Source organism: Pelagihabitans pacificus, from assembly GCF_009371985.2.
GTDB lineage: Bacteria > Bacteroidota > Bacteroidia > Flavobacteriales > Flavobacteriaceae > Pelagihabitans > Pelagihabitans pacificus.
On record NZ_VIKU02000003.1, the window covers coordinates 153,292 to 176,649 of the forward strand.

Sequence of the window (23,358 nt, forward strand, 5' to 3'; positions counted from 1 at the left end):
CGGTAAAATACAATCATTTAGTATGAAACTTTTTCCATCACCAATGAAAATGGAATGATTATGAAACAAAACAGCGTACCCTTTTAGCGGAACATCGAAAAACAACGATTATGTTAAAACGAAGAATGGTTTTATTTTTAAGAAGGGTTCAAAAATCGAGACGTACCTTTTTAATCAATTTTGTGGGTTTAGCTACCGGCCTAAGCTGTGTATTACTCGTATATTTATGGATAAGTGATGAGTTGAAAGTCGATAAATTTCATGAAAACGACCATCGGCTTGTTCAGACCATGTTGCGGCATAATTCAGGCGACCAAATCAATGTGATTTTCAATAACTCCACCTTACTGGCTCCTGTCCTAAAAGATGATTTTCCAGAAATTGAAGAAGCAGTGAGGACGGTCGATGCAGTACAGAAAAGTACATTGTCCTATGGTGATAATTCCATTAATGGTCAGGGGCTGTATGCGGATAGGGAGTTTTTCCAGATCTTTAGCTTTCATTTACTACATGGTGCCAAAACCGAGGTTCTTTCGGGTGCGGGAAACATTGTAATTTCAAAGAAACTTGCCGCAAAATTATTTGGTTCGGTTGAACAGTCTCTGGGACAATCCGTAACATTCAACACATCACACATCTTTCAGGTATCCGGGGTTTTCGAAAATGTTCCCACCGCGTCGACGATGCAATTCGATTTTGTATTGCCCTTTGACCTGCTTTTTGAACATTATCCGTTCTTTTATGAAGATTGGAGCTTTTCTTTTGCAAATACTTTCTTGCTGCTTAAACCGGAAACCGAGCTCACTGCTTTCAACAAAAAGATTGAAAATGTTTTGGAAATACACGAGGGAGATGAAACAACAACCTTATTCGCAAGACCTTACTCCGAACGGTATCTATATGGTACATACGAAAATGGGGTTCAAACAGGGGGACGTATTGATTATGTGAAATTATTTGCGCTGATCGGCTTTTTCATTTTAGTGATTGCCTGTATCAATTTTGTCAATCTTTCAACAGCTAGGGCTTCCTTGCGGATGAAGGAAGTGGGGGTCAGAAAGGCGCTCGGCATTAAAAGAAGGTCTTTGGTGATGCAATTTCTTATCGAATCTACGCTTTTGGTGGCTTTGTCGCTCGCTGCAGCCATATTCTTAACAATCTTCTTACTTCCGGCATTTAATCGGATTACGGGCAAAGAGATGACGCTTCCGATAAATTGGGAAATAATCCTATTTGGCACAATCATCACACTGCTAACCGGTTTTATTGCAGGAATCTATCCAGCATTCTATATCTCTAGATTCAAGATTGTAAATGCCTTGACCGGAAAGCTTAAAACCGGTGTCGGGGAGTTTATGATTAGAAAGGGTTTGGTGGTATTTCAATTTACCTTATCTATTATTTTAATAATAGGTGTGCTGGTAATTTACCAACAATTGGAGCTGATACAAAGCAAGAACCAGGGATTTGACAGGGAAAATGTAATTTATTTTGCTATGGACGGCAAACTAAAAACGAATGTAGAGACATTTCTTTCGGAGGTCAAGAACATTCCTGGCGTTAAGGAAGCCGCAAGCGCCTCCTCTGGAATCTTTGGAGGAAACGGACGTACATCCGATTTACATTGGAGTGGAAAGGAAGAAGGCGTTGAGCTGGGCATGCGATATTTGGTCGCTGATTACAACCTATTGGAGGTTTTGGACATGAAAATGATAGAAGGAAGAACTTTTTCGAGGGAATATAGTGCCGACAGTACAAAAATTATTTTCAATGAGGCTGCCATTGAATTAATGGGATTGCAGCATCCAGTGGGATCAACAGTACGATTATGGGGTGAGGACAAAGAAATTATAGGAGTGGTTCAAAATTTTCACTTGCAATCGCTTCGTGACCCTTTAGCGCCGACTTTTATCTTCTTACAACCAGATCGTCTGCATACCGTAATGGCAAAACTCGAGAAAGAAGACCTCAACGAAACCATTGGCAGTGTTGCGGCTTTCTACGAAAGCTACAATCCGGGTTTCCCTTTTGAATACCGGTTTTTGGATGAGGATTTTCAAAGACTTTATGAGGGCGAGAACCGAGTATCTGCCTTGTCCAAGTATTTTGCAGGTATGGCCATTCTGATCTCATGTCTGGGGCTTTTTGGCTTGGCGATCTTTACATCGGAAAGAAGAAGAAAAGAAATCAGTATCCGAAAAGTGTTGGGGCAAAGCGTCGCACAGGTAACACTGATGCTCTCCAAAGAGTTTGCTAAACTTGTTGTATTGGCTATTCTAATTGCATTGCCCATAGCCTATTTCTTATCGAATGACTGGCTTTCAGGTTTTGCATATCGCATTCCTTTAAGGCTTTGGTATTTTACGGTAGCAGGTATGGTAGCTTTGATAATAGCAATGCTTTCGGTAGGTAGCCAGGCGATACGGGCAGCGAATCGAAACCCCGTGAACGCCTTGAGAGAGGAATAGTCCTGTATATCAAAGTAAAAAAGTCATCATGCTAAAAAACTATCTTAAAATCGCTTGGCGGAATCTATGGAAAGATAAGACCTACTCAAGCATCAATATACTCGGTTTGTCCGTGGCTTTTGCGGTCGCCATACTCCTGTCAATGGCCGCCTTTTTTGAATTGTCGTATGATAATTTCCATGAGCACAAAGACCGAGTATTTCAGGTCTATAACGTACAACAGACACCCGATGGGCCCGAGGCGGGTACCAGCCAGCCCACCCCTTTTGCGGAAAGTCTGAAAACGGAAGTGCCCGGGGTCGACCATATTACAAGAGTCCTTCATGATAATGCCCTGGCCATCTACATCGAAAAGGAAATCAATCTTGATATCGCTTGGGTAGATCCCGATTTTTTCACCATGTTTACGTTTCCTATTATCGAGGGCGACCAATCAACCCCCTTAAATGAATTGGGATCGGTGGTCATTTCCAATGAAGCCGCAAAAACCCTTTTTGGTGACACCGATATTGTAGGGAAAAGCTTACGGCTTTTAATCAACGGGGAAGAACGGCCTTTTACCGTAGCGGCCGTGATGAAAGACACCCCTCGAAACAGCACTTTTGACTTTGACATGGCCCTACGTTTTGAAAACAACCCGGAATATGCTTCGACAAAAGATAGTTGGCAGGCCCAATACCACGAAGTGTTTGCCATGTTGGCAAATTCAGTATCTGCGGAACGGTTTGAATCGAATAGCCATGCCTTCATCGATCTGCATTACAACGAAGCCATTGAAAACGCAAAACGGGACGGCGCCCAGCCTGATGCGGATGAAAAATATCGTCAGGTTGAACTACTACCACTGCGTGATGTACGTTTCACTAGCTTCCGAAAAGGGTTCGCAGAGGTCAGTAGAAGCAACCCCTATCTGATTTTAAGCGTGGCCTTGCTGATTTTGTTTATCGCGGGTGTCAACTATATAAATATGAGCATGGCAAGGAGTGCAAAACGCCTCAAGGAAATAGGCATGCGAAAAACCTTGGGCGCCAGAGGAAAACAGCTATTTTTTCAATTTTGGGGAGAAAGCCTATTGCTATTTCTGGTGGCGATGGCCCTCGGGATACTCCTAAGCGCCTTGTTGGTAGATCCCTTTAAAAGTATGTTCCGTACGGGGGCGACCTATGACCAATTAAGTTCTCCACAGTTCATCGTGATAGGGGGGCTTTTGGTATTGATCATTAGCCTGATCGTAGGGGGATATCCGGCATTCCTGTTAAGTCGTTTCGGTACGGTACAATCCCTCAAGGGGACCTTGCAGGCGAATGGGGCCAACTGGGTCAGGAATACCTTGATGGTCGTCCAATTTGGTATCGCAATGTTATTAATTACCAGTACCTTGGTATTGCTCGGCCAGATAGATTACATGCGGAACAAGGATCTGGGATATGAAAAAGAGCAAGTCATTTCATTTCCCCTGAACGGGAAAAGAGGTAGTTATGCCGTTTTGGAGCTTCTGAAACAAGAACTAAAGGGAAACCCCGATATCCTGGGCGTCACGGGGGCTGACAACAACCTAGGACGCGGTAGGGATGGCAATCAATATTCGAGTGCCATCGGTTTCGAGTACAAGGGGCGCACGGTAGGTACCAACTTTTTGGTGGTCGACCATGATTATGTAGAAACCTTGGGGCTTGACATGGCCATGGGCCGAAGTTTTAAAAGCCCTGCCGACAGCACGGGTATATTGATCAATGAAGCTATGGTAAAGGAACTACGTGAACAAGACCCCATGTCGGCATACCTGCAGATCAATGGTGATTTGAAGTCGCCTGTCCTTGGTGTGGTGAAAGATTATCATTTTCAGGATCTTGACCGCGCGATTGCGCCGTTGACCTTTTTTATGAGCCGAGATCTGGAACTTGCCTATGCATACGTAAAAGTAGCCCCGGTGAACATGGCGGACTCCTACGAGCATGTTAAGGAGGTCTGGGGGAAAATCGAACCCAATGCAGACTTTTTGGGTTCGTTCCTCGATGAAAATGTAGATCGCACCTTCCGTAGGGAGCAGGCCACCGCCAAACTGATTGCGAGCGGATCGGTGTTGGCCATCCTATTGAGCTGTATCGGTCTTTTTGCAATGTCGATGCTCATAGTTTCACAGCGTGTGAAGGAAATTGGTATTCGAAAGGTCATCGGCGCCAGCGTATCCTCGATTACCTTTATGCTTACCAAGGATTTTTTAAGACTACTACTACTATCCCTTGGTATCGCCGCTCCGATTTCTTGGTGGTTCTTGCAAGAATGGCTTGAAAACTATGCCTATCGTATCGAGTTACATCCTGGGTTCTTTCTAGCTGCCGGGATTATGGTGGTCGTCATCGCTATCTTTACGGTCAGTACTAAAACAATCAAAGCGGCCTTGCAAAACCCGGTCAAAAGCCTAAGGACCGAATGAAGGAAAGAAACCGATAACACAAAACCAACAAATTCAATAAGAACAAACTATGTTACTAGAACTAAACAACATTTTTAAATGGGTACAGCAAGGGGGCCAGCGTGTTTTCCTTCTAAAGGATATCAACCTGAAAGTAGCGGAGGGAGAGTTTATCTCGGTCATGGGCCCTTCAGGTTCTGGGAAGTCTACTCTGTTAAACGTTATCGGCATGCTTGATGGTTTTAATGAGGGAGAATATCACTTCATGGATGAATCGGTACACACTCTCAGGGAGAAGCATCGGGCCGAACTGTATAAGCAGTATATCGGTTTCGTGTTTCAGGCCTATCATTTGATCGATGAACTAACGGTGTACGAGAACCTGGAAATGCCGTTGCTCTACAAAAAAATAAAGGGATCTGAACGCAAGGCGATGGTGGCCGATATGTTAGATCGTTTCAATATCGTTGGCAAAAAAGACCTGTTTCCGACCCAGCTTAGTGGGGGACAACAACAGCTGGTGGGAGTGGCCAGGGCCTTGATCAGCAAACCCAAATTGATACTGGCCGACGAGCCCACTGGAAACTTAAATTCCAAACAAGGACAGGATATCATGGAACTTTTCAAGCAATTAAATAACGAGGGCGTCACCATCATTCAAGTGACCCATTCCGAGAAGAATGCGGAATACGGTTCCCGAATCATTCAGTTGTTGGATGGACGTAAGGTCTAGAACGGGCCAAGTAGTTACTACCTACGTTTTAAAAAATCCCCTCCCTATCTTTCAATAGGATTGGGAAGCCACATCGAAGCCGGGAAATACCTAGGGTTAAAATTCACCTATTTAAGTAAGGGTATGTCTATCTATTCAAATAACTTCTCCTACTTTTTTAATAGCAAAAGTATTTTTTGTAACTTTTGACTATCCTAATCGAGGACTCCACATTTTTTAGCTTCCCCCTGCGTTGTTTAAATCGTTTTTAGCAATATCCCCGAAAAGGGATTTCAAAGCATTTATATCTTGATAAGATTCGGTATTTGAACAACGATTATTAGTACGAACAGATGTCCCCCGTATAATAGCAACCACAAAACCAATTGGAAATGGCAAACCCAGGCTACTGCATGATCGATCCCGAAGGTGGACCACTGCAAGTACAACTATCCGTTAACAATGGAATTAAATCCGCTTCCCTTTTTGTCTTATGGGAAAAACCGGCGGATGAATGGGAGCAAAAGGAATCTTTTAAACTTGTTACGGAAGATGATGGGGTCGATGAACACTTTCTATTGGAAAAACCAGGGAAATTGGAAAACGATGTTCTTGCTTGGAATATTCAAAGCTGTGCCCAAATCGATGGAGCCAATAGAGGAACGTTCCTAGTAAGTATTTATCAAGATGATAAGAAGATTTGGACCAAAGCTTCCAACAGAAAGGTACCCTATTGCAGCAGTGGCGAACATCGTCTCTTTGGCAATGAGGTAATCTTCAAACACAAGATTCAAACCAACTCTAGACACTCGGAACTATGGCTTCTTACGGAAAACCCATAACGCTTATTGCTTTCTTGATAATCATTTTGGTTTCCCATGGTCAGGACGATGGGGGCGGGGACATAGAGAGGGAAGCATACCACTTTAAACTCGACTACAATGTTCCCGAAAGTCCGGCTTTTTCGGTTCTGGATGCGAACCCTACCACTGTAATGCGAGGCAACGCGGCCCAAGAAGTGGTAGTGAACCTAGCGTCTAACTTCATCGGCAGTCAAGGGGTAAATCCTGGTCTCGCGGTAGACTTTAATCCCTATTTTGTTTTTGGAGGTCGACTCAAAAGTTTGAATGAGTACAGGGATAATCCCGGCAAAAGAATGTTGGCCAATACACAAGTTTCGCTGGCGACTGTATCTTCCCAGGATTTTCCGGATGACCTTCTCTTTTCCGGAGGTGTAAGGGTTACCCTGTTCGATTCAAAAGACCTGCAGTACGACCTGTTATTATCAAAGGATATAGACGATGCGCTTTCCGAGTCCATACCGGTACCCATGCCGGGTCAATCCCAGGACCGTATCATTAAAAACCCTTCTTTGAAAAAGGCCTATGAACGAGCCAAAGCCCGATATAGGCATGCAAAAGGAGGATCCCTATCTTTTGGTTATGCGATGGCTGGCAGGGCAGTGAACCGATCTTTTCAGCTGGATAGTATTCTTACGTACCGACATCAGGCGTGGTTCGCAGGTCAGTACGATTTTGGGAAATCACAAATGAGCCTCAACGGAATGTTGATGTACCGATATGAAAAAAATCCTATTGACGACAGTAATGGGGTCATCGGCGGTTTGGCGGTGCGTCATTTTGGAAAAAAAATAATTCTTACCGGGGAGCTGGTATATGATGAATTAGCCAATGAAATTGGTTTTGGCGCCTATATTGAAGCCTACCTGATGCCAAACATTTCGATATATGCATCCGTAGGGCGAGACAGTACCCGCCTGGACGGCAGTAACGATTACGCCTTTAAACCAGGAATCAAATGGAACTTAAGTGAAGCCAAAACTGAATAATGAATATTCGAGAAGAGGAAAGTCCCTTATAAATAACCTAGCAAAGGAATCACCCAATGGGTCGACCGTTTTTGTCACTTGGTTTTTCAGTGTTAATCCCTAACCCAAAACTTGATAGTATGACCGAAGATTTCATCCCATTCAACAGTATTGGTCTTTGCTTTAGCGGCGGGGGCTACCGTGCCACTTTTTACTCATTGGGGGTAGTTAGCTACCTTCATCGTATCCAATATATGAACGAGTCGCTGCTCACCAAAGTAGAAGCGATAAGCACGGTGAGCGGCGGTACGCTGTTGGGGGTCGCCTATGCAAAGGCAGCACAATCCGAAGATTTCGATTTTCCCAAATTCTATAAGGAGTTTTACGAAGCCTTTGAACCTGATAACGACGTGCTCCTCGAAACGGCCATCAGCAAGCTCGAAGACGATGTGGTCTGGAAGGCCCACCCGCATAAGAAACGCTCCTTGATCAATGCGTTTGCCCTTACCTATGCGAGTATGCCGCTTTTCGAGGGTGATTTCAAAATATTCGATAATCCCGAGCACACCAACCTGAAACACGTTTGTTTCAATGCCACCGATTTCTCGTTCGGATTGGCCTTCCGGTTTCAGAATACGGGAAGATTTGGAAACAAACCGCTAAACAATACACAAATAAACCAATTGAAGTACCACATACCACTAGGGGATATTATTGCTTCTTCTTCCTGTTTCCCTTTGGGTTTTGAGCCCTTGGTATTTCCCGATGATTACTTCAAAGATCATAAATCACCTTCCTACAGGGCCTTGAAAAGCCTAGACCGATTTATTGATGGTGTCGGGATTATGGACGGGGGTATCGCCGACAACCAAGGTATTGGCAGTATGATCAACATCAGCCGACAGTCAAAAATGAAGGGTCGCCTTAACCTAATCATTGTAAATGACGTCGGTAGCTTTAAAATGGACCCTTGGAAACCCGATACCACCGGACTCCAACCAAAGAAAACATTGAAGAATGCCGTTCTAAGTTTTTTAAGTCACTTTGGGGTCAAACCGTTGTACTGGATCATTCTTTTGACGGGTGTTTTGCTCTTGGTTCTAAATTCAATGGGAATCATAAAGAACCAGGTATGGCCTGCACTCTATATCGTAGGAAGTATCATTACGGGAATAGGCCTGACACTGCTCATTTTTGGCCTGATAGCATCGGTGGTCAAAACCTTTGGTGTGGGCTGGCTTCGTTCGCTGTTTAAAAAGAATGTTCCGGAAGTGCTTCTAGACGACGTGCTTACCTTCCAAAAATTGGACATCGGACTTATAAAGCGAATGCTCACGGATCGCATAACATCCGGTATTAAAATGATCAACGATATTTTTTTGAAGCAAATTCGTCGCCTCAACTATGACCTGCTGTATCAAACCAAGGAACTACAAAATAAGATTATTACTTCCAGGGTTTATGAATTGAATGGCCAAAGTACGCCTTATCACGATTTTAAGGTCAATGAGGCTATTAAACCTGCGCCTAGTACGTTGCTGAAAAATGTGGGCCTCACTGCTTCGGAAACCCCGACCACCTTATGGTGGGATCAAACCGATAGAAGCGTTGACCGCATGGATACCTTGATTGCTTGTGGTCAGTTCACTACCTGCTATAATTTAATGGACTATATCTTGAAATTAAAGAAGGAGAACATTACAACCGATGAAATCGAAGCTATGTACGAATTGCTGGAAACAGACTGGAAAGCATTTAATAAAGACCCCTTTATGATGTTCCATTAAATTTCTACAAGAATGCAGTAGTCGATGTTCCTTACGTTCAATGGCAGTGGATTGTAAATACCATATCAAAAAAATGTATATTTAGAAATCAAACGTCACGAAGCAAAGGAATTTGGGCCAATGAAGAAAAATTACATTTTAGTATTTCTTATCGCTTTAATCGGCTTCACCGTCAACGCGCAGGGAGCCGGTGACAAAAAATCCAAAAGGGAGCAAAAAAAAATACGACAGTACGAAGGTATAGTCTCGGCATTGATGCAGGCAAAATTCAGCATTGGCACCGAGAACAGGGTAACCCCTTTTGGAGCCTCAAAATTTTCATGGGGGATTCTCATCGTCAATGGCGATGCCGGTGAGGCGCTGGAATTTCAGTTGGAACGCACCAAGGATAAGGATACTCCCATTACGGAGTTGCTGAAAATTTCCAAATATCGGGCCATACAGGACAAAGAGAACCATACGGTCAATGCCTATTTCAATACGGTGCTTCAAGGGAAACCCGTTTCCATTTCCATTACGGCAGGTTTGGGTCGTAAGGCCATCATGAAAATAGCCGAAACAAACGGGGCTATCAACAGCTACGAGGGTCGCATTCGAAGCAAGCTGTAAGGAACCATTTGTGACTGAGGTGGTAAAACGACTAAACAACCAATGATCACAATCGATTTAAGAGGTAAGACAATTTTGGTTACCGGGGCTTCGGACGGTATCGGTAAAGCGACCGCCGATTTTTTGATGACGATGGGAGCCCGGGTGGGGGTACATTATCATAGCAACAAGTCAGCCGCAGAGCAACTGGTGGCAAAACACGGGATTGGGTCGCACACCTTCCAAGCGGATTTGTCCAAAGAGCAAGAAGTCTTCCAACTTTTTGAGTCGGTAATAGCTCATTTCGGCAAAATTGATGTCATCATTGCCAATGCTGGGGTATTCTTATCACATTCCACGAAAGAAAATACCGCTGCGTGGCTAGCGGTTTGGAAAAGGACTATAGAGGTCAATCTAAATTCCGTAGGTATTTTGACCAAATTGGGCATTGATCATTTCAGGACCCATCGGGAAGGGCGGTTCATATACATCGGCAGTAGGGCGGCATTCAGGGGTGAAACCGAGGAATATTTAGCCTATGCGGCTTCCAAGGGTGGTATTACTTCACTGGCTAGAAGCGTTGCCCGGTCTTTTGGAAAAGAAAATATCAAGGCTTTTGTAGTCGCTCCCGGTTTCACCCGTACGCCGATGGCGGAAAGCTTCATTGCGAAATATGGGGAACAACGGGTCTTGGACGAAATCGCTTTGAACCAGTTAACGACACCCGAAGATCTTGCACCTTTGATTGGCATGCTCTGCAGTGGTGCCATGGACCACGCGACCGGTGCCACCATTGACGTAAATGGCGGCAGCCATATCCGTTAGGTTTTCGATTACCCTACTGGGCTCTTAAGGAATTGCTACAAAATCATTAGCCCAAAACAATAATCGCGTGCGCGAACGCGGTTATGAAAAGTAGCAACAGCCCCAAGGCCAATAATAGAATCGATCGATTGACATTCTTAAACTTCAGGGAAGCAATTTTAGAGTTGATGAAAACTTGTTGTCCCAGTTGGTCGAATAATTGTTCTTCATCCAAACTGATACGGTAAAAAGTTTTGGAGAATTCCTCAATAGATCCGTATTTACTGATAACATCTTTAAAAAAGAAGATGTTTTTGTTAAATCTGGATTCGATTCGGGGCATGAAACAACGAATACTAAAAAAAATAGACCCCACGGTGGTAAATCCCCATAACCCGAGCAAGACGTAGAAGAAGGGATATGTAGAGGCCTCTGAAACCACCAAGCCCACATTCTGATATACAAAGCTGAATAGAATACCGTAAAAAGAAAGAATCAATCCCGCTTTCAACTCCGAAGCTTTGATCAATCCAAAAACATAATTGATACTTCCCCAATAATGGTCTACCAATTCTTCGGCATGCCCCTTACTGTTTCGCGTTTCCTGGATAGAAGGTCGTTTTTGCCTTTGCTTTGGTTCCTGTGGTTGGTTCATGGTCAGATTTTTAATATGAGGGGGAACAAAGGGAAAAAAATAGCGTTTCGCCTTTGAAAGATACTAAATTAACCATGAAAGAGATCGTAACCTGCACCAAGAGTATTCGGCATCCCATAAATTGACGAAATTCAACACGTTTTATGTAAGCTTTTCTTAGTCCCCGATAACTCATGGTGGGCATTCGGACAAAAAATAGGAAGCTTTGCACAAATAAGCAGGTAAAAAGGGGAATATGGATTAATTTTCCTAATTTGAGAGCAGTTAGGGTATACGCTTATTACTCCCCCCCACAGCAAATACTTCTAACAAATTTGTTTGTAAGCCGGTCAAATCCGAGGTCGTATGCCTCGAGGGGTCGGTTGACCTTAAAAAAAACCAAATAACCAACTCAATGAAAACCACAGCTATTTATTTAGTGCTCGCGCTATCTGCGAGCCTCGTATCCTTCAGCGGTGTATTTGCCCAGGAAACGCGTACGATTACCTTATCGGTCGATATCGACCGTTTGAACAATGGCAACCCTTCCATGGCCTGTAGTTTTGATACCGATTCCAATACACAGGTATTGGATAATAGCTCCCCAGAAAATTTTACGATTTTGGTCAACGAGGAAGATACCGTCATATGGGAAGCGTTCTCGACAAGCGGAGATGAAATCGATATCGAAAGTATCCAATTCGAAGAGGTCAGGGGCAGAGCGGGCTTGTTCAGCGAGCCAAAGCTTAATGGAATGGGTAATAACGGAAAGAAAAAAGCCAAGGGAACGATAAATAAAAGAACCAAGGGCAATGAATACAAATATGCCATCGAGTTCAGTGTTGATGGGGAGTTCTTTTTAATCGACCCCAAAATTAAGGTAGGGGCTTAATGACCAGCATTAGAGATTCCCCATGAATACAGATTTTTACTTTACTTCCGTATCTAAAAAGGTCTATTTTCTGTTGGGCTTTTTTTTTGTCCTAAATGCTATGATGTATGGCCAGAACCAAAAGCTGGCCGATAGCCTTGAGACCGTCTACTCCAATAAAACCTATCGACCGGAAAATGAGTTGCGTATTCTTGAGAAGCTAGCTTACGTACATCCCGACCCGAACAAAGCACTCGAGTACAGCGAAATATTACTACAAAAAGCACAAGCAGTTGATTCCACGGAATTGGTCATAAGTGCCTACCTACAAAAAGGAAATGCCCTAACCCTTAAAGGGGATGTCAGCGCGGCTTTGGGAAGCTATCTCAATGGGGTGAAACTCGCTTCGGACGAGGGCCAAAACCGAGAGTTGGGCCTTTTATACACTGCGATCGCCGGGGTGTACTCCGTTATGGGAAATCGTGAAAACACCATTTTCTACTATAAGAATGCTATTGCCATTCTGGAAAAAGAAAAAGATAATGACCCCTTGAATTACGCATCGGTCCTGGAGAATTTAGGGGATGAATACAATCTTAATTTTGCACAACCCGATTCGGCCTTGCTATTTTTCAAACAGTCCGGTGCCATTTTTAAGGAGCTTGGTCATAAGCCTGGGATGGCCTATAACCTGGGAAATATCGGTCTCGCCTATGCCCAAAAAGGTGAAAACTCAATAGCTGAAAAAAACATCGTTCAAGCGATGGAAATGCTTAAGGAATTGGGAGATTATTACCCAATATGCGTCTATCTCACCTATATGTCGGACATCTATGCGGACCAGGGCAATCTCGATGCGGCCTTTACCTATGCCCAAAGGAGCTTGGAGCTCGGACAGCAGTATGGGCTTAAGGACCAAATAAGTGATGCCAATTTAGCCCTTTCAGAGCTGTACGAGCGTCAGGGAGATAATGCAGCTTCATTGGCCTACTACAAATCCCACATTGCTTACAAGGATAGTGTGCGCAATATTACCTTGGCACAACAGATGGCTGATCAACGAGCCGATTTTGAAATCTCCCAAAAGCAAATAGAGGTCGACCTGCTCAACCAGCAAAAAGAGAACCAGCAAATAATTGCCATTGCGACCACTATTGCCTTGTTCTTGATTGCTTTACTGGCCTTCGGCCTTTATCGACGAAATCGATTTATCAAAAGAACCAACCAAATAATCAGGAAGGAAAAAGACCGATCGGACACTCTTTTGTTAAATATCCTTCCGGAGGAAACCGCAATCGAATTAAAGGAAAAAGGTAGGGTACAAGCAAAGAAATTTGAATCGGTTACCGTTTTGTTCACCGATTTTAAGGGGTTTACGTCTTTTGCCGAAAATCTTCCTCCCGAAGAATTGGTAAAAAGTGTAGACTTTTACTTTTCAAGGTTCGACAAAATCATCGAAAAACACGGGCTGGAAAAGATAAAAACAGTGGGGGATTCCTATATGTGTGCGGGGGGATTGCCATTTCCCGATAAAAATCATGCGTTCAATGCGGTGCGGGCGGCGTTTGAAATCAACGAATTTGTGGAACAGGCAAAGGAGCGGACTGGGAATGGTACCAGTTTTGAAGTTCGTGTGGGTATTAATACAGGCCCCGTTGTTGCGGGGGTAGTCGGTACAAAAAAGTTTGCCTACGATATTTGGGGCGATACCGTGAACGTTGCCTCCCGAATGGAAACCATGTCAAAACCAGGTAGAATCAATATCAGTGAAAGCACCTATGACTTAATAAAGAATCATTTCAATTGCGAACCCCGTGGGGAGATTTATGTGAAGAACAGGGGAATGATGCAAATGTATTTTGTCAACGGTACCAAGGCGGCCAGTACCTCGGTTACTGCTATGCATCTGTAAAGGCTTGATGTTCAAGTCCAGCTATTTTAGATTTAGAGGGTTTGCTTTAAAACCGTGGTGACCAAGGTCATTTTGAAATTTTGAACAAAACCCTATTTTAGCGTATTGGTTACCGTTACGGTCGAATACCACCCGCTATGAGCAAAACCCTCTTAACAGTTACAATCGTTCTTTTCATAGGTTGTGGCACTTTGGTTGGCCAAACGGACTTTGCAACCCAAAAAGAGCAGATGGTAAGAATACAACTACAGGGTCGTGATATTACGGATATCGAGACGCTTTCGGCACTCTTGAACGTTCGGCGACATGAATTTGTTCCGGAGAATTTGAAAAATCTGGCCTATACCGATGGTCCATTACCAATAGGCAATGGTCAAACGATTTCCCAACCGTATATTGTCGCCTTTATGACCCAGGCCCTGCGTTTAAAGTCAAATCACCGCGTGTTGGAAATCGGGACTGGGTCTGGATATCAAGCAGCGGTATTGGCTAAAATCGTTGATTCGGTATATACCATTGAAATTGTGAAGGACTTGGCCACCACGGCAGAAAAGCGATTAAAACGTTTAGGCTACGACAATGTCAACGTCAAATGGGGCGATGGGTATCACGGCTGGCCCTCAAAGGCCCCTTTTGACGCGGTAATGGTCACCGCGGGAGCCGATTCGATTCCCCAGCCCCTGATAGATCAATTAAAAGTAGGTGGAAGAATGATCATACCCGTAGGCCCGCATCACGGGGTTCGCCAGTTGGTGCTGATAACTAAAAAGAAGAATGAGGTAAGGACCAAAAGCCTGATGGCCGTTCGTTTTGTACCCTTTACCAGGAAAGATTCGATAGACCCGGATAGATGATGGGTTTCAGTAAGTGACAAATACCTAGGAAAATTACACCCCTGCATGGAGTTACCGACCACCAAATGCAAAAATTGTGAAAAAAGTTTCGATGCTACTTTCGACTACTGCCCTTATTGTGGGCAGGAAGCGGCAGACAACCTCACTATCGGGGTGTTGTTCAGCAACACGATCAGCAATTATTTTTCCGTGGATGCCCGTTTTTTTAGAAGCTTTATACCCTTGTTGACCAAACCGGGGGTATTGGCGCGGCGCTTTGTCGATGGAAAACGTGTGACGTACTTGCATCCGGCACAATTCTACCTCTTCATATCGGTGGTCTTTTTCTTCGTGTTCTCCTTTAACGTTCGAAGGGCCGACAACGAAGTGTCGCAAGCATTAAAAAAAGGCTTTGGGAAGGAAAATATTTTGGATTCCCTTCAACTGGCGAAAGACTCCGTGGCTTTGGAAATGGCCCGGGATGCCCTTAAAAAAAATGCCGTTGTCACCGGAATTTCCGAGCAAGACCTAAAGGCAATCGACTCCGTTATTTTAGCAGAGCAAAATAACCCCGACGTATCCTTTTCGTTCAAAAGGGAAGCGTTGGATTCATTGATCGCTATCAACGCCACGAAATCCGAGAAGTTAAAGGCTATGGGCTTACAGGACGATGCCGGTGCTTTCACCCGGATGTTCTATGAACAAATGCTCAAGTTCTATGAGCAACAAGGAGGTGGCATCCTTAAAACCTTGTACGATACCATTCCCATAGCCATGTTCTTCATGTTGCCATTATTCGCCCTTTTGTTGAAGCTATTTTATTGGAAGCGAGGAACCTTCGCACACCACATGGTGTTTAGCTTCTATTTTTTCACCTTTCTTTTCACCACTTTTTGCTTGCTCATTTTAGCCAACCGGCTACTTGACATCCCCACTTGGTTAGAGGTGTTGATCTTTTTATCTTTTGTAATCTATTTGATGTTGGCCCTTAGAAATTTTTACAAAAGTAGCTGGATTGGGGCCTTTTTTAAGGCCAATACCATCTCCTTTATTTACCTTCTTTTTATTGTTCCCATTGCCCTGTTTGGGGTGATGTTCGCGTCTTTTATGTTGTATTAGTTCAGTGACGGTTTATGCACTCGCTTTGATGCCGAACCGTACTGTAACGCCGTGGTTGAATCATCATTCCTCGTCGGGGTCGAAAAAAACGGAACCCAGTAGGGTATATTGACTGAATGACAAGGGTCATTTCAGTCCCGCGACCAAAGTTCTATTTTCGGTACCTCTCAATTTGGAATCAATGGTATATAAGCGTTTTCCCGCTTGATACTGCGACAGCTGGTAATTGGTAAAAAATGACAAATACTATTGTTATAGGAAATCTTGAAGATGACACTATAGAAATGACCGAGCGCAAAGGAATTGGTCACCCAGACACGATATGCGATGTCGTTACCGAGCAGATTTCGGTAGCACTTTGTCAATATTATCTGGAGGAGTTCGGGGCCATACTCCACCACAATGTGGATAAGGCCCTTCTAGTCGGTGGACAGTCACGGCCGGCCTACAATGGCGGAGAGGTCGTTCAACCTATTTCATTGACGATTGCCGGGAGGGCGACCCATCAAGTTGGGGATAAGAAAATACCGGTTCGGGAAATTGCTATCGAAACGGCAAAAAAATGGGTCCGGGAAAACATCCGGCACCTGGATGTCGGGAGGCATCTCCGGGTAGAGGCGAAAATACGCCCCGGTAGTGAGGATCTGGTGAAGCTGTTCCAACGGTTTGGACAGGGGGAAATTCCCCTAGCCAATGACACTTCTTTTGGAGCTGGGTTTTATCCAAATTCCCTTTTGCAAAAATTGATTATTCATATAGAGGAGTTATTGAATATCCCGGAAACAAAAATTAAATTTCCCTTTATAGGGGAGGATGTCAAGGTAATGGGTGTTAAAGGCCCCTCCGGAAACCATTTTACCGTCGCAATAGCCATAATCGACCAATACATAAACGATTTAAACGATTACATCGCAAAAATTGAGAGGGTAAGAGAGTGGGTGGTCACCAGGTTGAATTTATCGGGTTCAACAGTTCAAATCAATACCGCAGATGACTACCCCAGCGAAAGTATTTATCTTACCGTTACCGGCACGAGTGCGGAACATGGTGATGACGGCCAAGTGGGTAGGGGAAATCGAATCAACGGATTGATTACCCCTTATCGTCCGATGAGTCTGGAAGCCACTTCTGGCAAAAACCCAATTAACCACACCGGAAAAATTTATAACTACCTCGCTATGGATCTGAGCCGTGCCCTTGTCGAAAACCAATTGGTGGACGAAGCCAGAGTGTTTCTTCTATCCCAAATCGGGGAACCCATCAACGAGCCGCAGTTGGTGCATCTTCAACTGAAGAATAGGAAGGTTGATAAAAAGTTGATTAAGGATTTGACCCGAGAGAAGCTCCTCGAACTGCCAAACTACTGGAAGCGAATTATATATCAATAGAAATTACGCTTAAGCTACCCTTTGATGAAAAACGATTGTATCAAATTTTTGCAGTGGGCGCTTCCAAGGATGAGGATGCGATGGGCCGGTTTTCGGAAAGTACATAAGCAGGTTTGCAAACGAATACGTCGACGCATGAAAGTTTTGGACTTACAAAGCTTCGAGGAATACCGTAGCAGGCTAACGACCCAAGCTTCAGAATGGAATATACTGGATGAAATGTGTAGAATTACTATTTCCAGGTTTTACCGTGACTGGGCGGTTTTTGATTTGTTGAAGGATGAAATACTCCCTGGATTGGCCTTCAAGGCAAGGTTGGAAAACCGTCCACTTCGATGTTGGTCCGCCGGTTGTGCATCTGGTGAAGAACCCTATACACTTTCCATCATCTGGCAATTGGTCCTTTCAGAGAAATTTACCGAGACGGATTTCGAGATCATAGCAACGGATATAGATGAGAACCTCTTGGAGCGGGCCAAAAAAGGATGTTACCAGTTAGGGAGCCTAAAGGGATTGCCTAAAGATTGGTTGACCAAGGCCTTTTCCGTAAAAGAAGATCGTTATTGTATCCATTCTGGATTTGGTGACCGTATTACCTGGATGCAACAAGATATTCGCAGTACTACACCAGCAGGAAAGTTTGGTATGCTGTTGTGCAGAAACCTGGTTGCCACCTACTTTGAACCTGAACTTCAATTGGCTATTTTTAACCAACTGAAATCGGTTCTTAGACCAGGGGGCATCTTGATATTGGGCTGCCATGAGAAACTGCCGGAGGGATTACAAGGTTTTAACTCGAAAGTCGAAAAATTGAATATCTATGAAAGGACGGGCGACCCACATATCTCTCCATAGCCTATGACAGAATCCAATTCCATAGGATTACCGACGGCGACCGCCATTGTAGTGGCCAACATGATCGGTGCCGGCATCTTCACAAGTTTGGGGTTTCAGTTGATGGATACCACCAATTCCTGGTCGATTCTGATACTGTGGTCCCTCGGAGCGTTAATGGCTTTGTGTGGTGCCCTTAGCTATGCGGAAATAGCCACCTATTGGAAACGTTCGGGTGGGGAATATCATTTTCTATCAAAGGCCTTTCACCCACTCTTGGGGTACCTATCGGGATGGGTCTCCCTTACTATCGGATTTTCTGCGCCGATTGCCCTGTCCGCAATGGCATTGGGAGCCTACATTGGACCATATCTCGGTATTCCAGAACAGGTTTTGGCGGTATTTACCATTGTTATCATCAGTGTTTTCCATTCGATGAGTATTAAACGAAGTAGCATACTTCAAAATACCTCTACCTTGCTCAAGATACTGCTGATTATCCTATTATTATATTTTGGATTGACACGGACCCCCGTCGTCTCCGCTTTCCTTTGGGACGGTAGTTGGAAACAGGAACTCTTCTTGCCCGCCTTCGCCGTCTCCTTCGTCTTCGTTACCTTTTCCTATTCGGGCTGGAACGCAGCGGCCTATATTGTTGATGAGATTCGGGAAGCACGTAAAACACTACCAAGGGCCCTGCTTTTGGGTACCGCTGTGGTAAGTTTGCTTTACTTACTATTGAACTATGTATTCCTCAGACAGAACCCCTTGGAAACCATTAAGGGAGAGTTGGAAATCGGACAGCTCACCGCAATTTCCCTTTTTGGGGAAAAGGGTGGGGAGATGATTAGTTTCGGCATAGCCTTGATGCTCATCTCCAGTATCAGTGCCATGGTCTGGGCAGGCCCGAGGGTAACACAGGTAATGGGCGAGGACCACGCCTTATGGCGTTGGTTTTCCCTAAAAACAAAACGCGCTATTCCACTAAGGGCCATTTGGCTCCAAACAGCAATCACCCTGTTGTTATTATTCACTGGAACCTTTGAACAGGTAATGGTCTACAGTGGTTTTGTATTACAGTTGTTTGCGGCCTTGGCGGTTTCCGCAGTTTTTGTCGTTCGACGTAAAAGTAATACCAAAAGCGGGTTTCGGAGCCCGTTGTTCCCCATTCCACAAATCATCTTCTTGATTCTCAGTGTCTGGGTACTCGTTTATTTGGTATTTGCACAACCCTTGGAAACCGGCCTCGGCATACTTAACCTGGTCGTGGGTTTTCTGGTTTATAAAACGGATGGATTTTACGGCAAAAGGCAGGGATTGCCATCCTGAATATCCCTATCGGATGTAGTATTCACGCGAAAAACCGTCGGTGGGGCAATGCAATTATGCTAAGATACTTTCGTGACCCGAATCTTTGACAAAGAGGCAGGAACTTTGTGTTTTTATCGACATTTCCTTTACAAACTTGAACGGAAGGTCTTCATCCATTCCAAAAATGTTCACATCGGCAGAGGGTGCTTTCTCGACAATAGTACTAAAATTACCAACGTGTACTTCGGTCAATGTCTTCGGCAACCGGGCCAGATTAATCAATGAACTCAAGAATTTTTTAGCGTTCTCTTCTTCTTTGGGGTCGGTAACAACAGTGATCAATCGAATACGTGCGCCCCAATTCATTTTTAATTTATAAGCCACTAGAATGGAAAGATCCAAGTTTCCAATATCCCAACCCAAACTCCAATTGCCCTGTCGGTCACTGACCCAAACATTAATGGTATTACGTTGCCCTAACAAGGCTGTTGGATGCGACAAATACAATAAAACCCCGATTTCCAGTCGAATGGATTCTTTCATCACCGGTCTTAATTCGGTTTCATAATTGTCGTGGTCCTGCATATTCAAAAACACGATGTTGGGGCGAAAAAAAGCACCTTGAAGTGCTTGGCTTCCGTAATTGATGCCATTCGCAAATTCATCGGTGTGAATAACCGTAGAGGAAGAAAAAACTCCCTTTTCCCGAAACGCGGCCGAGATAGACTCCAATTCGGAAGACAAGGTGTTCGATTCGGAAAAGGATTCGATACCTACTAATTTTATAGAACCCTTGGGCTTGGCTATATTCCGCAAAAACTCAAAATTTCCCTTTAGTCCGTTTACATCCCTTACGGGAACCATTAAATTCGCCTTCCAAGCCCGTTGCTGCATTTTTTTCATGCCCCAGGTATGTTTGGCCGCCCATTCCGCAAAGGAGACAAATAGGCCCGAACGCACATCTTCAAAGGGTGTTTCCAAGTTTTGGCGCGACAAATACCAATACACCATCAGCACGATCATGATGGATAACAAGCTTACTGCAGGGTTGATAATGAACATGGCAAAGACCGATGATATTAGTCCAAACCACGGCACCCATTTATGAATCTTGAATACGGGGCGATAACTAATCAATCCAAGTCGCTGCTCAATGATAACAACAATGTTGATCATGGCATAGGTTATCAAAAAGAACAAGGTTACCAAAGGGGCAACAGCGTTGATGTTTCGCAAAAGCAAGGTCAAAAAAATTAATATTCCGGTCACCAGCATAGCGTTTCTTGGCTGACCATTTTTGCTTTGTCCGTATAAGAAATTGGAGTAGGGCAATACTTTGTGTTCCCCCATAGCAAACAGAATACGTGATGAACCCACGATAGAGGCCAAGGCTGATGAAAAGGTGGCTCCTAGGATTCCTGCAATAACCAGAGGGCCTATAAATGCTTTGTCTACCATGATATAATAATTAGTGAGCAGTTCCTGTTCCGTAGCGCTTCTTGCAATCCAGAAGGCTAGTAGCATATAAATGATAAAACTGACTCCTATGGCCCAGAGTGTACCACTTGGAATACTTTTTTTGGGATTTTTAAGTTCACCGGACATATTGGCACCCGCCATGATGCCAGTCGCGGCAGGAAAGAAAACTGCGAAAACAACCCAAAAATTGCTACCACTAAAACCATTTTCGACAGAACCCCTGAATGATCCCCAGCTTAGGGCATCGCTCGTTGGGATTGTCATCACGCCTTCATAAGCGGCGACCACTATTGAAATTAGCGACAATATGATAATTCCCATGATGATGAATTGGGTTTTAATAGCCAAGTTCGCACTTACGTAGGCAATTGAAAAGAGTATTCCAAAAACGATAATGTCTACTAAAAACGCATTATGATCTGGAAAAATACCCAACCAACCCTCCCTAAAACCAAAGATATACATGGTCACGGCCAACCCCTGGGAAATATATCGGGGTATACCCAAACTTCCCCCAACTTCCAAACCCAAGGCCTGTGATACAATAGCATACGCCCCGCCGGCCCCAATGCGGATGTTGGTCGTGATAGCAGACATGGAAAGCGCGGTACATAACGTAATCAAAAAAGAAATTAAAATAATCAACCAAGCACCCAAAAGCCCGGCGTTTCCTACGACCCAGCCAAGGCGCAAGTACATGATAACCCCTAGTATGGTAAGTAAGGTCGGCGTGAATACACCGCCAAACGTTCCGAATTTTTTTAGCTTGTTGGGTTGGTTGTCCATTAAAAGAAACCGTTGGAATTTGATGTTTAATGTACTAATTAAATAGCTATCTATTTTAGATATCCCGAATTATAGCTAGTAACGATAAAAATTTGCGAGCTAGGGTACGTAGCCACCATAGGATTTACCCTATTGGGTCGGAGGGGGTATGCAGCTGTTTGGAGGTGGCTTTTTGTTCCGATAGTCAAGAATTCACCGGTGATATCCAAGTTCAAACGGCCAACGGTGGTATCAAAAGCACAAAGGGGCACAATTCATTCTATTATTCCGGTGTCGCTATTCCTTTCTTAGGAATTGTTTTCTTAAGCTCCAAGTAGAATTGAAGGGTCCTATAGGTGTCGACATCCGGATAACCGTTCGTGGTCGGAGTTAGGGTTTCGTAATGATCGGGGGGGAAAAGTGATTCACTTACCAGGAGGTCGTACATTTCCTTATCGGGGGGAGGTGTAGGCCCCACGGTCATGGTGGGGGGCAGTCTGCCATTTCCTTCCCGACGGATGCCCCAGCGAATATTTCCAGCCCCGTCCCTCACAAATTCAGCAGCCTCCTTGGTATGCACTTCCGAGTCGATGGCCAGGGCCAACCCCCTCGCCTCACCTGGGTGGGAGAACCCGATCATAAAAGCGTATTGCTTTCCGGCTTCCAGAATCAGTTCCGAGGCGTTTAACAAATCACATCGAAAATAGCGTAAATGTCCTTCCTGTTCTCCAAAGGGCTTCCCATCACCCTTATCATACACAAACTGTGTGGTCGGGGGTATTTCTGGAAAAATACCCCCTTCGGAACGATGGAGGAATACATAGTCCACGCCTTCGATATAGTCATCGGCTCGATTGAATTGAACGTCAAAACCATGGGTGGCTTCATCCCCTTTGGTAGTGCCGTTCCCATTGATTCGGATTTCTTGCCCCTTTGCTTTCTCAACTTCATAAAAAACTACATAGAGCGCAGCACCAGGTGTACCGTACATTACGGCATTATCTCCCCGGCTGGTGCGCAAAACCAGGGCATCCAATTGCACATCGTGGGTGGCAGGTACCGTGAATACCTGTCCTAAGTCCCTATTCCGTTGAAAATACCCATATCCATTTCCGTTAGGGTTGCCTTTCCAAACGAGGTGTTCGGCATCCATATTTCGGATACTGGTATTCCCGCCGACCACGTTGTCGTCTTCCTCGATGTGATGGTACAATCCTTGAAGTAGTTTTTCCTTGAGAGGACGGTACTCCTTCCCCAGGTCCTCGATGACCAATCGGTCCGTCTCCATCTCGCAGCCCACTAGAAATAATGAAAAAATCAATAAAATCCGATAGGATACGCGGGTATACTGCATTTTTGATGTAATTGATTCTGCTGCCATCTTTCGTTAACGTTCCAATATAAGGTATAAACCCATTAGTCTTGTCGATACGAGCATCTCTGATAAAATAGTGTCATTTTACGAGAATATCCTTTCATCCATCGGAAAGATGGTGGTACGTAATTTTTATCAAAACTACGGTGGCGTGATATTCAAAGTACGACACTCCAGAGACCCGAAGCAAAAAATCGGAGTGTTCCTGTTACATTTTCCCGTTTCGGGACTATT

18 protein-coding genes are annotated in these 23,358 nt (G+C 44.3%); 15 read left to right on the forward strand and 3 right to left on the reverse strand.

The window, feature by feature from the left end; translation table 11 throughout:
• Positions 1–110: 110 nt before the first annotated feature.
• From FK220_RS11270 to FK220_RS11305, 8 genes are all read left to right on the forward strand, one after another.
• The gene (locus tag FK220_RS11270; protein WP_152574431.1) at positions 111–2,468 is read left to right on the forward strand and encodes an ABC transporter permease; all 2,358 of its coding nucleotides are present in this window, start codon (positions 111–113) and stop codon (positions 2,466–2,468) included.
• A gap of 28 nt (positions 2,469–2,496) precedes the next feature.
• Entirely contained in the window at positions 2,497–4,905 is a 2,409-nt protein-coding gene (locus FK220_RS11275; protein WP_152574432.1) for an ABC transporter permease, read from the forward strand.
• A gap of 49 nt (positions 4,906–4,954) precedes the next feature.
• Positions 4,955–5,617: an ABC transporter ATP-binding protein gene (locus FK220_RS11280; RefSeq protein WP_152574433.1), complete on the forward strand. Its 663-nt coding sequence runs from the start codon at positions 4,955–4,957 to the stop codon at positions 5,615–5,617.
• A 371-nt stretch (positions 5,618–5,988) separates the two neighbouring features.
• The gene (locus tag FK220_RS11285) at positions 5,989–6,438 is read left to right on the forward strand and encodes a hypothetical protein (RefSeq protein ID WP_152574434.1); all 450 of its coding nucleotides are present in this window, start codon (positions 5,989–5,991) and stop codon (positions 6,436–6,438) included.
• The gene (locus FK220_RS11290) at positions 6,414–7,445 is read left to right on the forward strand and encodes a hypothetical protein (protein ID WP_152574435.1); all 1,032 of its coding nucleotides are present in this window, start codon (positions 6,414–6,416) and stop codon (positions 7,443–7,445) included. The genes FK220_RS11285 and FK220_RS11290 overlap by 25 nt, the downstream gene beginning before the upstream one ends.
• A gap of 119 nt (positions 7,446–7,564) precedes the next feature.
• Positions 7,565–9,211 (forward strand): patatin-like phospholipase family protein, encoded by a 1,647-nt coding sequence (locus FK220_RS11295; protein WP_166204885.1) that lies wholly within the window; start codon positions 7,565–7,567, stop codon positions 9,209–9,211.
• A gap of 120 nt (positions 9,212–9,331) precedes the next feature.
• Positions 9,332–9,820, forward strand: a complete 489-nt coding sequence (locus FK220_RS11300) for a hypothetical protein (RefSeq protein ID WP_152574437.1) — start codon at positions 9,332–9,334, stop codon at positions 9,818–9,820.
• Between the two features lie 42 nt (positions 9,821–9,862).
• Positions 9,863–10,624 carry an SDR family NAD(P)-dependent oxidoreductase gene (locus FK220_RS11305; RefSeq protein WP_152574438.1) on the forward strand — a complete coding sequence of 254 codons (762 nt, stop codon included), beginning with the start codon at positions 9,863–9,865 and terminating at the stop codon, positions 10,622–10,624.
• A gap of 46 nt (positions 10,625–10,670) precedes the next feature.
• Here the strand turns inward: FK220_RS11305 and FK220_RS11310 are convergent, their stop codons facing one another.
• Entirely contained in the window at positions 10,671–11,258 is a 588-nt protein-coding gene (locus FK220_RS11310) for a Pycsar system effector family protein (RefSeq protein ID WP_238718993.1), read from the reverse strand.
• A 394-nt stretch (positions 11,259–11,652) separates the two neighbouring features.
• On the opposite strand from FK220_RS11310, the gene FK220_RS11315 reads away from it, so the two are divergent.
• The 7 genes from FK220_RS11315 to FK220_RS11345 all read left to right on the forward strand — a co-directional run bounded on the left by FK220_RS11315 (position 11,653) and on the right by FK220_RS11345 (position 19,523).
• On the forward strand, positions 11,653–12,129 hold the full coding sequence (locus tag FK220_RS11315; RefSeq protein ID WP_152574439.1) for a hypothetical protein: 477 nt from the start codon (positions 11,653–11,655) through the stop codon (positions 12,127–12,129).
• Between the two features lie 22 nt (positions 12,130–12,151).
• Positions 12,152–14,020 (forward strand): adenylate/guanylate cyclase domain-containing protein, encoded by a 1,869-nt coding sequence (locus tag FK220_RS11320; RefSeq protein ID WP_152574440.1) that lies wholly within the window; start codon positions 12,152–12,154, stop codon positions 14,018–14,020.
• Positions 14,021–14,157: 137 nt separating this feature from the next.
• Positions 14,158–14,874: a protein-L-isoaspartate(D-aspartate) O-methyltransferase gene (locus tag FK220_RS11325; protein ID WP_152574441.1), complete on the forward strand. Its 717-nt coding sequence runs from the start codon at positions 14,158–14,160 to the stop codon at positions 14,872–14,874.
• Between the two features lie 45 nt (positions 14,875–14,919).
• Positions 14,920–15,972, forward strand: a complete 1,053-nt coding sequence (locus FK220_RS11330; RefSeq protein ID WP_152574442.1) for a DUF3667 domain-containing protein — start codon at positions 14,920–14,922, stop codon at positions 15,970–15,972.
• A 236-nt stretch (positions 15,973–16,208) separates the two neighbouring features.
• A complete protein-coding gene (locus tag FK220_RS11335; protein ID WP_152574443.1) occupies positions 16,209–17,360 on the forward strand; it encodes a methionine adenosyltransferase in 1,152 nt (383 codons plus the stop codon).
• Positions 17,361–17,495: 135 nt separating this feature from the next.
• Complete coding sequence (locus FK220_RS11340) at positions 17,496–18,215, forward strand: CheR family methyltransferase (RefSeq protein WP_166204887.1); 720 nt, start codon at positions 17,496–17,498, stop codon at positions 18,213–18,215.
• A 3-nt stretch (positions 18,216–18,218) separates the two neighbouring features.
• Positions 18,219–19,523: an APC family permease gene (locus FK220_RS11345; RefSeq protein WP_152574445.1), complete on the forward strand. Its 1,305-nt coding sequence runs from the start codon at positions 18,219–18,221 to the stop codon at positions 19,521–19,523.
• A 54-nt stretch (positions 19,524–19,577) separates the two neighbouring features.
• On the opposite strand, the gene FK220_RS11350 is transcribed toward FK220_RS11345, so the two are convergent.
• Complete coding sequence (locus FK220_RS11350; RefSeq protein WP_152574446.1) at positions 19,578–21,770, reverse strand: amino acid permease; 2,193 nt, start codon at positions 21,768–21,770, stop codon at positions 19,578–19,580.
• Between the two features lie 262 nt (positions 21,771–22,032).
• The gene (locus tag FK220_RS11355; RefSeq protein WP_152574447.1) at positions 22,033–23,130 is read right to left on the reverse strand and encodes a hypothetical protein; all 1,098 of its coding nucleotides are present in this window, start codon (positions 23,128–23,130) and stop codon (positions 22,033–22,035) included.
• Positions 23,131–23,358 lie beyond the last annotated feature (228 nt).